The organism is Rhodococcus sp. Leaf233, from assembly GCF_001426165.1.
Lineage (GTDB): Bacteria > Actinomycetota > Actinomycetes > Mycobacteriales > Mycobacteriaceae > Rhodococcoides > Rhodococcoides fascians.
In genome coordinates, this window is the sequence record NZ_LMRO01000012.1 from 326,197 (window position 1) to 338,679 (window position 12,483).

Annotated in this window: 13 protein-coding genes; 4 read left to right on the forward strand and 9 right to left on the reverse strand. The window is 65.7% G+C overall.

The features are described from left to right. Nucleotides 1-153: 153 nt before the first annotated feature. On the forward strand, nucleotides 154-2,010 hold the full coding sequence (gene nhaA, locus ASH04_RS21195; protein WP_032367158.1) for a Na+/H+ antiporter NhaA: 1,857 nt from the start codon (nucleotides 154-156) through the stop codon (nucleotides 2,008-2,010). A 115-nt stretch (nucleotides 2,011-2,125) separates the two neighbouring features. Here nhaA and ASH04_RS21200 read toward each other — a convergent pair whose 3' ends face one another. Beyond that, on the reverse strand, nucleotides 2,126-3,211 hold the full coding sequence (locus ASH04_RS21200; protein ID WP_057474456.1) for a DNA polymerase domain-containing protein: 1,086 nt from the start codon (nucleotides 3,209-3,211) through the stop codon (nucleotides 2,126-2,128). A gap of 2 nt (nucleotides 3,212-3,213) precedes the next feature. Continuing rightward, nucleotides 3,214-4,263 (reverse strand): ATP-dependent DNA ligase, encoded by a 1,050-nt coding sequence (locus tag ASH04_RS21205; RefSeq protein ID WP_032382378.1) that lies wholly within the window; start codon nucleotides 4,261-4,263, stop codon nucleotides 3,214-3,216. 104 nt (nucleotides 4,264-4,367) lie between these two features. Between ASH04_RS21205 and lppU the strand changes: the two genes are divergently transcribed. After that, nucleotides 4,368-4,970 carry an LppU family putative lipoprotein gene (gene lppU / locus ASH04_RS21210; protein WP_057474457.1) on the forward strand — a complete coding sequence of 201 codons (603 nt, stop codon included), beginning with the start codon at nucleotides 4,368-4,370 and terminating at the stop codon, nucleotides 4,968-4,970. Continuing rightward, a complete protein-coding gene (locus ASH04_RS21215; RefSeq protein ID WP_057474458.1) occupies nucleotides 4,967-6,421 on the forward strand; it encodes an MFS transporter in 1,455 nt (484 codons plus the stop codon). Before lppU ends, ASH04_RS21215 begins: the two co-directional genes overlap by 4 nt. Before the next feature lie 4 nt (nucleotides 6,422-6,425). On the opposite strand, the gene ASH04_RS21220 is transcribed toward ASH04_RS21215, so the two are convergent. The 7 genes from ASH04_RS21220 to ASH04_RS21250 all read right to left on the reverse strand — a co-directional run bounded on the left by ASH04_RS21220 (nucleotide 6,426) and on the right by ASH04_RS21250 (nucleotide 10,535). Then, nucleotides 6,426-7,304, reverse strand: coding sequence for a universal stress protein (locus ASH04_RS21220; protein WP_032406372.1), 879 nt, complete (start codon nucleotides 7,302-7,304; stop codon nucleotides 6,426-6,428). Between the two features lie 96 nt (nucleotides 7,305-7,400). After that, nucleotides 7,401-7,766 (reverse strand): hypothetical protein, encoded by a 366-nt coding sequence (locus ASH04_RS21225; RefSeq protein ID WP_156394622.1) that lies wholly within the window; start codon nucleotides 7,764-7,766, stop codon nucleotides 7,401-7,403. A gap of 47 nt (nucleotides 7,767-7,813) precedes the next feature. After that, nucleotides 7,814-8,086 carry a hypothetical protein gene (locus tag ASH04_RS21230; protein ID WP_156394623.1) on the reverse strand — a complete coding sequence of 91 codons (273 nt, stop codon included), beginning with the start codon at nucleotides 8,084-8,086 and terminating at the stop codon, nucleotides 7,814-7,816. Between the two features lie 105 nt (nucleotides 8,087-8,191). Then, nucleotides 8,192-8,659 (reverse strand): pyridoxamine 5'-phosphate oxidase family protein, encoded by a 468-nt coding sequence (locus tag ASH04_RS21235; RefSeq protein ID WP_057474462.1) that lies wholly within the window; start codon nucleotides 8,657-8,659, stop codon nucleotides 8,192-8,194. After that, nucleotides 8,656-9,324 (reverse strand): universal stress protein, encoded by a 669-nt coding sequence (locus tag ASH04_RS21240; RefSeq protein ID WP_057474463.1) that lies wholly within the window; start codon nucleotides 9,322-9,324, stop codon nucleotides 8,656-8,658. Before ASH04_RS21240 ends, ASH04_RS21235 begins: the two co-directional genes overlap by 4 nt. Nucleotides 9,325-9,351: 27 nt before the next feature. Continuing rightward, a complete protein-coding gene (locus tag ASH04_RS26815; protein ID WP_057474464.1) occupies nucleotides 9,352-9,537 on the reverse strand; it encodes a universal stress protein in 186 nt (61 codons plus the stop codon). Continuing rightward, nucleotides 9,534-10,535: an Acg family FMN-binding oxidoreductase gene (locus ASH04_RS21250; RefSeq protein WP_057474465.1), complete on the reverse strand. Its 1,002-nt coding sequence runs from the start codon at nucleotides 10,533-10,535 to the stop codon at nucleotides 9,534-9,536. The genes ASH04_RS26815 and ASH04_RS21250 overlap by 4 nt, the downstream gene beginning before the upstream one ends. Nucleotides 10,536-10,755: 220 nt before the next feature. Here ASH04_RS21250 and ilvD point away from each other — a divergent pair, with 220 nt between their 5' ends. Next, on the forward strand, nucleotides 10,756-12,468 hold the full coding sequence (gene ilvD, locus ASH04_RS21255; protein WP_027495252.1) for a dihydroxy-acid dehydratase: 1,713 nt from the start codon (nucleotides 10,756-10,758) through the stop codon (nucleotides 12,466-12,468). Nucleotides 12,469-12,483: the final 15 nt, after the last annotated feature.

A 12,483-nucleotide genomic window follows, 5' to 3' on the forward strand; every position in this document is an offset into this window, starting at 1 on the left:
TGCCGTTCGCCGAATATGTCGTGCACATCTCTTCGACAACGCTTCCCGGCAAGAGAACCATCCAGGGTACTGACCTGCGTGGAAGTAAAGCGTCGACCGCCGTGTTGGTACAGACTGCTTCACAACACCTCCGAGGAAGGACCCGGGCTGCAGATGGCAGATCAGATCACGCCGACGGACCGGCCGATGGCACGATTCGTCGAACGGATCTCGCGGGCTCGCGGCGAGAAGAACAGTGAAACCTTGGCCGCGGGCTTCCTGCTGGCGGCCACGTTGATCGCCCTGATCTGGGCGAACTCACCACTCGGTGACACCTATCAGTCGTTCTGGCACACCGAACTGTCGATCACCGTGGGTGAGCACGGCATCTCCCTCGACCTCGCCCACTGGGTCAACGACGGGCTGATGGCGCTGTTCTTCTTCGTCGTCGGCCTCGAGGTCAAACGCGAGTTCGCGATGGGTGAGCTCACCGACAGATCGCGCGCAGCGATTCCCATCGTGGCTGCACTCGCCGGTCTGGCCGCACCCGCGCTGCTGTTCCTCGCCTTCAACCCCTCCGGCCCGGCCGCCCAGGCCTGGGGCGTGGTCATCTCCACCGACACCGCGTTCCTGCTCGGTGCCCTTGCGGTACTCGGCCCGAAGAAGGCCGCGCGGCTGCGGATCTTCTTGTTGACGCTGGCCGTGGCCGACGACGTGGGCGCGCTGGCGATCATCGCGTTCTTCTACACCGACGATCTCGACGTGGTTCCGTTGGTGTTGGCGTTCATCGGGCTCGGACTGATCTTCCTGTTGCGTCGGCTCGAAGTGTGGCGCGGTGTCGGGTACTTCGTCGTCGCACTGTTCACGTGGGTCGCGATGTACGAGTCGGGAGTTCACCCCACGCTCGCCGGCGTGATGATCGCACTGATTCTTCCGGTGTACCCGCCGCGTCGCTCCGAGGTGGAACGAGCCTCGGACCTCACCCGCGCCTTCCGTCAATCGCCGAATCCCGAATACGCCCGCGCCGCGAGACTCGGCCTGGATCAAGCCGTCTCGGTCAACGAGAGACTGATGCGCCTGTATCAGCCGTACACCGCGTTCATCATCGTGCCGATCTTCGCGCTCGCCAATGCCGGGGTGGTGCTCAGCTCGGACACCCTGAAGGCTGCCTCCACGTCGACGCTCACCTGGGGCATCATCGCCGGCCTGGTGCTCGGCAAGCTCATCGGAATCACCGGGGCCTCGGCCATTTTCGCGAAGTTGCGACCCTCGGCTCTGGCTCCGGGGCTGACCATGTCGCACATCGCGGGCGGTGCGGCGATGTCCGGAATCGGATTCACGATCTCGCTGTTCATCATCGATCTCGCGCTCGACGATCCGCTGCTGGCCGACGAGGCCCGCGTCGGCGTGCTGGCGGCCTCGGTCATCGCTGCCCTGCTCGGCTGGATTCTGTTCCGCATCGACGCGAGGATCCACCCGCCGAAAGCCGAAGCGTCGCTGCGTATTCTGCGTCCGGTCAGCGCCAAGCGCGATCACATCCGCGGGCCCGTCGACGCTCCGCTGACGATCGTCGAATACGCCGATTTCGAATGCCCGTTCTGCAGCAAAGCAACCGGCAGCGTCGCCGAGGTACGCAAGCATTTCGGCGACGACCTCCGGTACGTCTACCGACACCTGCCGCTGGACGACTACCACCCCCATGCCCGCTACGCCGCGTATGCCAGCGAGGCTGCCGCGGCGCAGGGCAAGTTCTGGGAGATGGCCGACGTGTTGTTCCGCAACAGCGACGCCCTCGAACCCGACGACATCGACGGGTACGCACGCGAACTCGGCCTCGACATGGACAGATTCGAGGACGACATCCGCACCGGCGACTACGTGGTGCGCGTCGAGGACGACGAACTCGACGCCACGTCCTCCGATGTGGGCGGCACTCCGACGTTCTACCTGGGTCGCGGCGACAAGAACCTCACCCGCCACGTCGGACCATATGATGCGGCGACGTTGATCCGGGAACTCGAATCCATGTGAGGGTGGGCCGGGTTGCACAGAACACGGCTCGATCGACCGGATCCCGTCGACAACGCTACGTAGTGTGCAACCCTGCCCAGGCCGAGGTGTGCAACCCTGCCCAGGCCGAGCGGAACTAGCTGTCGGTGCGATTTCCTTCCGCATCCCAGTGCTCGGCGACCTTCTTCGACGGCTGCACTCGGGGTGGTTCGCCGGGCATCTTGGGGTAGTCGGGCGGGAAGTTCAGCTCACCACCCGGCAGTGTTTCCCACAGGTGCAGAAGCGGTTCCAGTGAGTAGGCCTTCGTGTCCATGTCGGCCCACGGGTCGCCGTCCTGCACCAGGTCCGTCACGGTGACGAGGTTGAAGTCACGCGGATCGGTGACGTCTGCCAACTGCGACCACGTCATCGGCGTACTCACCGTCGCTCCGGGCCGGGCTCGCAGACTCCACGTGCTGGCTATGGTGCGGTCACGGTTGTTCTGGTTGTAATCGATGAAGATGCGTTCTCCGCGTTCTTCTTTCCACCAGTTGGTGGTCACCCCCTCGTCGCGACGTTCGAGTTCTCGGCCCAGGCCGATGGCCGCGTGGCGCACCTGCTCGAAGGTGTACTCGGGCTCGATGCGCACGTAGATGTGAATGCCCCGATTGCCGCTGGTCTTGGGGTAGCCGCGTAAGCCCAACTCCTCCAACAACTCTCGCGTCACATCGGCGACCCGCAAGGCGTCGGCAAACGTCGTCCCGGGCTGCGGATCGAGATCGAGCCGCAGCTCGTCGGGATGGTCGACGTCCGGTCGTCGTACCGGCCACGGATGGAAGGTCAGCGTGCCCATCTGGGCTGCCCACACCAGAGACGCAGTTTCGGAGGGACACAGTTCCTCGGCAGTACGCTTGCTCGGGAACGCGATCTTCACGGTCTCGATCCACTCGGGCGCACCCTTGGGCAACCGCTTCTGATAGAAACCGTCGCCCTCCTTGTCCTGGGGGCCGAGCGCCAATCGCATGCCCTCGCGGTAGCCGTCGGGCCACCGCTCCATCGCGGTCGGGCGGTCGCCGATGGCCCGCATCAATGGTTCGCCCACCGCGGCGAAGTACTCGCACACCTGGAGTTTGGTGATCTCCGGGGTGCGTTCGGTCGCTTCGTAGATCACGCGGTCGGGACTCGACACTCGCACTTCGCGCTCGCCCGCCTGCACGAACGCCGGTGGTGTTTTCGCGGCCATGCCTATCGCCCTCCAGCAATCACATCGGCGACGTCGTAGCGCACCGGCACTTCGAGCTGGTCGTAGGCGCACGAGCGCGGATCGCGATCCGGTCGCCAGCGCAGGAACCTGGCCACGTGCCGCAGCCGCGCGCCTTCCATCTGGTCGTAGGCGACTTCGATGACTCGCTCGATGCGCACCGGAATCCAATTGCGATCGTTGGACGAGTTCCAACGCGTCGCCTCGCCGTCGTAGGTGACGTCGTCACCGAGCCGGAGCGGTTCGAGTTCTTCGAGCAACTCCAGCCGCCGCTTGTCGGTGAACGCCGACGCTCCGCCGATCATGCGCAGATCCTCGCCGTCGTACAGGCCGAGCAGCAGTGATCCGATGCCATTGCCGGACTTGTGAATTCGATAGCCGATCAACACGCAGTCGGCGGTACGGGCATGCTTGATCTTGATCATCTCGCGCTTGTTGGGCAGGTACGGCCCGTCGAGCTTCTTCGCTACGACGCCGTCGAGGCCTGCTCCCTCGAACCGCTCGAACCAGTCCTCGGCCACGGCCGCATCGTCGGTGGCCGAGGTGACGAAGCAACTCGGCCCGCCCGTGCCCACCGCGTCGAGCAATCGCGCCCGCCGCGTCGAGAACGGCTCACCCGTCAGATCCTCGTCGCCGACGGCCAACAGATCGAAGCCGATGAACTGCGCCGGTGTCTTCTCCGCCAGCATCGTCACTCGGCTCGCCGCGGGATGGATGCGCTCGGACAACGACTCCCAGTCCAGGCGTGTGGAACCGTTCTTCTCGCGCGGCACCACGATCTCTCCGTCGATGACGATCTTCTCGGGTAGTTCGGCCTTGACGGCCTCGACGAGCTCGGGAAAGTAGCGAGCGAGGTCCTTGCCGCCGCGCGATCCCAGCACCACCTCGTCGCCGTCGCGGAACACGATGGCGCGAAACCCGTCCCATTTGGGCTCGTACGACCACGCCGGCGGCCCGTCCTCGGGCTGAGGAGGCACCACTTTCGCGGCTTTGGCGAGCATCGGCGCAACCGGAACGGCGAGAGGAAGATCCACGCACTTCATCCTGCCTCATGCGGCCGACAACCGAGTCCGATATTTTCTACACACATACGGTCGATGCACCCAGCACGCTTCTTTCGTCGAGAGCAGGACTCACCATGGCGTCACCCACTCGTTCGGTCCGCGCTTTCGTCGTCGCTCTGTCCGCCTGCGCGGCGGTGCTACTGAGCGGATGCGCCGCGGAGGTATCCGGGACCGCCGTCGCCATCTCCGGTGCCAGCATTCCCACCACCACGACGCCGCCTCGCACCACCACCGGGTCCCCGACGCCCGACATCGACGAGGGTGGCAGCGTCGACATCGACGTCGAGATCGGCCAGTGCGTCGAACTCGGTGGGACGGTCGAGAACGCCACCGTCGCCAATGCGACCTGCGGATCCCCACAGTCCAACTACGTCGTGTTCGCCAAGACTCCGACCTCGGCCGAATGCCCGCCCGACGCCGATCAGTACTATTACGAGACGTACTTCGACATCGAGCAAGGGGCCCTGTGCCTCGACATCGACTGGATCGTCGGCGGCTGCATGGACCTGGTGGGCGAGTTCGCGCAACGCGTCGACTGCGCCACCCCGGGTGCCGACACCCGCCGGGTCGTGACCATCCTGCAGGGCACCACGTCGGTCGACGACTGCCCCGACCCCGCGCTGTACGGATTCGAGAAGGACTCCCGCAACTTCGTCGTCTGCGTCGAGAAGTTGTGACCGAGCAGCCTGCAGAGCGGCCCGATGTAGCCATTTCTCTGTCCAGTGCGCGGGGCCGATGGATCGTCGCGGCCACCGTGCTCGGGTCTTCTCTGGCGATGCTCGACGCCACCGTGGTCAACATCGCACTGCCGGCGATCGGTCGGGATCTGGGATCGGGTGTCACCGGGCTGCAGTGGACGCTCAGCGGTTACACGTTGGCGCTGGCGTCGCTGATCCTGCTCGGCGGCTCGCTCGGTGACCGGCTCGGACGCAGGCGGGTGTTCGTCTGGGGCACCGTCTGGTTCACGGCGGCCTCGGTCCTGTGCGGTCTTGCCCCCAGCATCGAGGTGTTGATCGCCGCCCGGCTGCTCCAAGGCATCGGCGCGGCATTGCTGACCCCGGGTTCGCTCGCGCTGATCTCGGCGTCCATCAGATCCGACGATCGCGGAGCCGCGATCGGGCTGTGGTCGGGGTTGGGCGGAGTGGCATCGGCGATCGGTCCACTGCTCGGCGGCTGGCTCGTCGACGCCGTCGGCTGGCGCGCGGTGTTCCTGATCAATGTTCCACTGGCCGTGGTGGTCGTGTGGGTGGCGATGAAACATGTTCCGGAGAGCCGTGATCCGCACGCTGCCGGTCGCCTCGACGTCCCCGGCGCGGTGACGGTCGCCGCTGCCCTCGGGCTGCTGACGTACGGTCTGATCGAGTCCCACGTTCTTGCGCTCGCGTTGGGGATCGTCGCGGTCGGAATGTTCGTGGTGATCGAGCGCCGCACCCACGATCCGCTGGTACCGCCGTCACTGTTCGCCTCGCGCGTGTTCCTGGCAGCCAATCTCGTGACCTTCGCCGTGTACGCCGCGCTCGGCGGGGTGTTCTTCCTCCTGGTGTTACAGCTGCAGTTCGCGGTCGGGTTCTCCCCTGTCGCAGCCGGATTGGCCACCATCCCGATCACCGTGCTGATGCTCGTACTGTCGGCCCGCGCGGGCCGGCTCGCGGGGCGCATCGGCCCGCGCATCCCGATGACGGTCGGGCCGCTGCTGTCGGCGGCGGGGCTGCTGCTGATGCTGCGCATCGTGCCCGGATCCACCTATGTCGCCGATGTTCTCCCCGCCGTCGTCGTGTTCGGCCTCGGCCTGTCCACTCTGGTGGCCCCGTTGACCGGAGCCGTCCTGAGCGCGGCACCGGACGACCGCGCCGGAATCGCATCGGGCGTCAACAATGCTGTCGCCAGAACCAGTCAACTACTCGCCGTTGCTGCGCTGCCCGCATTGGCAGGCATTGCCGGGTCCGATTACTCCGCGCCACAGGTGTTCTCGGCCGGATTCCACTCGGCAATGCTGATGTGCGCCGGGCTCTTGGTACTCGGCGCTGTCATCGCGGCTGCGCTGATCAGGAGCACTGGCAACCCCTCCGACTGCCCACCGCACTGCGATCTGGGTGCCCCGCCGGTCGACAGACGCAGCGTCGACTGACTGCTCACCGCACGATCAACACCGAGCATTCGGCATGGTGCACGAGGTTCTGACTGACCGACCCCAGGATCGCACCGCGGAGGGCACCTCTACCTCGGCACCCGACCACGAGCATCGATGCCGACGCAGACAGCGCTCGCAAGCCTCGCGTCGGGCTCGATTGGGCACTGACGGTCGTAAGCTGCACAGCCGGATACTTCTCGTGCATCTTCTCCACATGCGTTTCCAGCCAACGCTTCTCGTCTTCCTGCACCGCCTGCCAGTCGATGTAGCCGGCGCTCATCCCGATGCCGGCCTGAGCCGCGAACCCCCAGTAGTTGACCGCGATCACGGGTGCGCCCAGGTTGTCGGCCATCTCGAGCGCGGCACCCAGCGCTCGATCGGACTGTTCGCTGCCGTCGATCCCGACCACTATCGGACGGACCACGTCGGCCTTGTCGTTTTCGTTGCGGAGCAACAACACCGGACACTTCGCGTGCGTCATGACGCGCAGCGTGTTGCTACCGAGGGTGAGGTCGCGGATCGCGCTCGACTTCCTGGATCCCAGCACCACCATGTCTGCTCCCACGTCGGCCACGTACGACGCTATGGTGCCGTCCACACTGACGGTGTCCACGGATACCCCGGGTGCGGCGGCGTGTACCTCGCCCTCTGCTCGGACGAGGTGTTTGCGGCCCATGGCACGAAGATCCCTCTCCAGCGCGCCACCGTCGACGAATGCTGCCGACCCGTACCAATCCCCCACGGGGACTGCATGAACGAGACGTACGGTCGCGTGGACCTTGTCCGCGTAGGTGCCGGCCCATCGGGCTGCAGCCTCGGCCTCGGCCGATCCGTCGATACCCACGACGATGGGAAGTGTGCGGGCGGTGGAATTACTCATGTGATCTTCCTGTCTCGATGTCGACGGCCACGGCACGGTCGCCATGACATGATGAATTGCGTTGCAGTCGAATTGGCAGTCCGCGCTCGCGTCCGGTCAGCGGCCGAAGAGCGCGGACACCTCGTCGAGATCGATGTCGGTTCGGCAACCGCTCGGCTCCAATTCGACGTAGAAACTCTCGTAGCCGCGCGGGTCCGCACCGCGCTCACCCGTGCTGCGCCGCTCGAACACCCGTGCGTCCGGCCACCGTTCGAGCACGGCTGTTCTGAGGATGTGTCCGTCGGGCGAGACCCCGCTGAGCGGCCCGTACTCGGCGATCACCACCGAATGGACGACACCGCCGATCGATGCAGTGGTCACCGGAAACACCATCGGTACCGACTGCGTCGGAATCTCGACGACCACGGAGTCGGAATCGACCCGCATCGAGCCCGACACCTGCGGCCTTTCACTGTGGGTCATCCTCGTCGTTCCTGTTCTCGCGGGCTCACGTCCGCCGGAATCCGGCGTCACATCGACCCCGCGACAGAATCGGAATCCGAAGGCGCATGCGACCTGTGCGCGGCGTGCTGCCCTGCACGAAGGCTCACTGCGGCCATCACGAACATCGCTGCTGCCGCACCTCCGCAGACCGCAGCCCAGCCGGTCACACCGGACGCGAGCAACGTCAAGAAAAGGCCTACCGCTGCGACGGCACACACCAGTAGCACTTCGGCGAGGACATTTTCGGCCTCGGCCAACACGGCCTGCCCGTCGTGTCCGTCGTGTACTTGCTGCTTCATCTCGAACTCCTCGAAGTCGACGAATCGGTAGAACCGACATTGCCGAATTCTCGATGCCGACGGCAGGGTCGAAAGTCCCGATCCTGCCGCCATGAGGCCCGGCCTTCACCCTCGTGAATTCGTCTCGCCCGCAGTCGGTCCACGCATCAGCTCGACCCCCGACACCGACGTCGGGGTCACTTCGACGAGTCGGTGCATCGGTGGGCCGTCCGAATGCGGCCGGGGCAGTAGCTGTTCGAGGACTTCGAGTCGAGCATCCACGACCGCACGGGCGATTCCGTGAATCACGACAGTCGATACGGTCAGGTGAGCGTCGTCATCGGCGTCCACTTCCAGGACGACCGAGGAATCCAGCGCGCTCCACCCCAACCGCGACCGCCCCTCGGCGTAGAAATACACCCGACTACCGCTCCACACGATGGAGACCGGGTCGATGGTGGGCCCGAAGTGGTCGTGGCCGATCAGCCGTGCGACGGTCGCCTGTCGCGCAAGCCGATGAGCGTTGTTGGAGTCCAGAACTCGTCGTCGATCCTCACTCCCGCGCACACGATTCGGTACGGTGCGGTTGGTCATAGGTCTCTGCAGATCATCACCGGGCAGTGGGCGTGGCGGGTGAGGTTGCTACTGGTCGATCCGAACAGTGCTCGGGCAACCACTCCTCGCCCGTGACTGCCGACCACCACGAGACCGGCTCGCTTGGACAGATCGACAAGGAGATGCGCCGGGTTACCCTGTCGCACCACATGTTCGACACTGACATCCGGATATTTCTCGGCCCACCCGGCCAGACATTCGGAGAGCAGCATCTGCTGCTCACGCGCGATCTCGATGCTGTCATGCGGCCCCGGCGGAGAGAGTGCCGCGCCGTGAGACCACGAGTTCCAGGCGAGCGCTGCGATCATCGGTACACCGAACAACGAGGCCAGATCGAAGGCCTGCTCGACGGCCGCCTCACTCGTTGCACTGCCGTCGATACCGACGAGGACCGGCGCGTCGAAGCCGGCGTCGCCCTCCCGCCACACGATCACCGGGCACAGGGCCGCATTCGAGGTCTCCTGCGCCGTACTGCCGAACAATGCGGACACGATCGGACCGGAACCCGAATTGCCGACGACGAGCATCCGCGCGGTGGAGGAGAGTTCGACCATCATCGTGCACGCCGTCGCCTCCTCCACCGAGATGGAGACGGCAAGGTCGGGATGACGGGCCAGCACTGCGGCAGCGACGTCGGTCACCATGTGTTCGGAAGCTCGGCGCTGCTCGTCTCACACTTCCCTCGGCACAACATATGCGGGCTCGCCCATGTAGATCACAGGCTGCTGTACTGCAGCGGCGATGAGCAGGGGAGAGTCCACCCTTTCTGCCAGAGCCGCCGCCCAGAGCGCAGCGCCGATACTGCCGGCCGAACCATCCACCCCCACCACGATTTTCTGATGTGCTGCGAGAATCACGATCGTCTCCTGTTCGTTGCGCGTGCGGGAGCAGACAGCACCGAGGCCACCGCATGTCGTGGCGTTCGAGGCGCCGGGGCGCCGACCATCGGTGTACCGACTCGAATCAGCACCTGTGCCATGCCGATGTGCGGTGCCAACGACTGGACGAGTCGCCTGCTGCCGGCCTGTTCCGTCATATGAGTCAACGGGCACGTCGCCAAGCCGTCCGCGGTCGCTGCCAGCAGAAACGTCGACATGGCACGGCCACAGTTCAGCCAATCCAGTCGCTCGTCCGACGGTGTGCCGAGCAGCACCACCGTGGACTCGTCTTCGACCGGCTCGCGCGGAACCACCGTGCCGACGCGGTGCGGTTCGGGGAATGCTCGTCCCACCTGGACCCTCGACGCATCCGCGCGGTTCGTCAGCGCCTCGGGCGGAATACCGCCGGAACGAAACGAGTGCCCGGCCCACCATCTGATCTCGGCCTGGTACGTCGCGTCGAACTTCCGGATGCCCGCGCTCAGCGTCGAGGCCCTCGCCAACGTCTGTTTCGACTCTGCCGACAAGACGGTCATCTCGGTGCCGTAGTGCTGACGACCGAGATACCGCGTCAGAACACGATCGGTCGGCACCGGGCCGAACGCTCGCCGATCCGAGTGCCGACGATTGATCGCACTCAACATGTCGAACTCACGCGACCGAGGATGCGCGTCGTGCACGAGGCGGATACGCGCAAGATGATCCGGCGTGCCCGGGGTGGGCAACAGGTCGATCTCGGTCTTCCACCGAAACGCCGCGGCAGCCTTCTCGAGATGGTCCAACGCAGCCCCGCAGCTCATCACCATCTGCCGTTCGGTCGGGTCGATCACCCCCAGCACGCGGGAGGTGTCGGTGTACAGATCGAGTCCGTGTTCGGAGTAGGTCCACCTCCACGGCTGGCTGTTGTGCACCGACGGCGCGCGGCACGCGAGCTCCACCAGCATTTCCACCACGGCCGTATCCGGCTGATCGTTCATCGTCTCTCCTCGACATCCCACCGCGATGCGGTGGATCCGTCCCCACTGTCGCCCCGAGGTCGCGCTGCTCGACAGGGCCGTTCGTCACTCGATGGAGGGCATTCCGGTGCATGCCGAAAGAGCGCAGCGCCACAGGTTTAGTGTTGACGGTGAATGCGACTCGGGGCGGAACCTGAGGACGCGACCGAGGAGCCACCATCGCCGACCGTTCAGGAGTGTCATGACGACCCCGCACAATCCACCCGAAGTCGACGTCAAGCCACGTAGCCGGGACGTCACCGACGGGCTGGAGAAGACTGCCGCCCGCGGCATGCTCCGCGCCGTCGGGATGGGCGACGACGACTGGGTCAAGTCCCAGATCGGCGTCGCGTCGTCGTGGAACGAGATCACTCCCTGCAACCTCTCGCTCGAACGACTGGCGAAGGAAGTCAAGAAGGGCGTCCACGCGGCCGGCGGGTATCCGTTGGAATTCGGCACCATCTCGGTGTCCGACGGCATCTCGATGGGCCACGAGGGCATGCACTTCTCGTTGGTCTCGCGTGAGGTCATCGCCGACAGCGTCGAAACCGTCATCAGCGCCGAACGTCTCGACGGCTCCGTGCTGCTCGCCGGCTGCGACAAGTCGCTGCCCGGAATGTTGATGGCTGCCGCGCGTCTCGACCTCGCCAGCGTCTTCCTCTACGCCGGATCCACGCTGCCCGGATTCGCCACCCTGTCCGACGGCAGCGAGCACCAGGTGACGATCATCGACGCCTTCGAGGCCGTCGGTGCCTGCTCCCGTGGACTGATGTCGCGCGCCGACGTCGACACCATCGAACGCGCCATCTGCCCCGGCGAAGGTGCCTGCGGCGGCATGTACACCGCGAACACCATGGCCAGCGCCGCCGAGGCCATGGGAATGTCGTTGCCCGGCAGCGCTTCTCCGCCGGCACCGGACCGTCGCCGGGACGGCTTCGCACACGCCAGCGGCGAGGCCGTCGTCGAATTGCTGCGACGCGGCATCCGCACCAGCGACATCCTCACCAAGGAAGCCTTCGAGAACGCGATCGCCGTCGTCATGGCTTTCGGTGGATCCACCAACGCCGTGCTGCACCTGCTGGCCATCGCGCACGAAGCCCAGGTCGAACTGACCCTCGCCGACTTCACCCGCGTCGGAGCGAAAGTTCCACACCTCGCCGACGTCAAGCCCTTCGGCAAGCACGTCATGACCGACGTCGACGCCATCGGCGGTGTCCCCGTGGTCATGAAGGCTCTGCTCGACGCCGGCCTCATGCACGGCGACTGCATGACCGTCACCGGAAAGACCGTGGCGGAGAACCTCGCACACATCGCTCCCCCGGACCCCGACGGCAAAGTGCTGCGCGCACTGGACAAGCCGATCCACCCGACCGGCGGCATCACCATTCTCGAAGGATCACTTGCCCCGGGCGGAGCCGTCGTCAAGTCCGCCGGTTTCGATTCCGACGTATTCGTCGGTACCGCACGAGTTTTCGAGCGTGAACGCGCGGCCATGGATGCTCTCGAAGACGGCACCATCGCGGCAGGCGACGTCGTCGTCATCCGCTACGAGGGACCCAAGGGCGGACCCGGAATGCGCGAAATGCTCGCGATCACCGGAGCCATCAAGGGCGCGGGCCTGGGCAAGGACGTCCTGCTGCTCACCGACGGCCGATTCTCCGGCGGAACCACCGGCCTCTGCGTCGGACACGTGGCACCCGAGGCAGTCGACGGCGGACCCATCGCCTTCGTCCGCGACGGCGACCAGATCCGACTCGACGTCGGCAAGGGCACCCTCGACGTTCTCGTCGACGCAGCCGAAATGCAAGCACGCCAGGAGGGTTGGGCACCGCTTCCTCCGCGCTACACCCGCGGAGTGCTGGCCAAGTACTCGAAGTTGGTCGGTTCGGCATCGAACGGTGCGGTGCTGATCTAGCCACCCGCCCTAGCC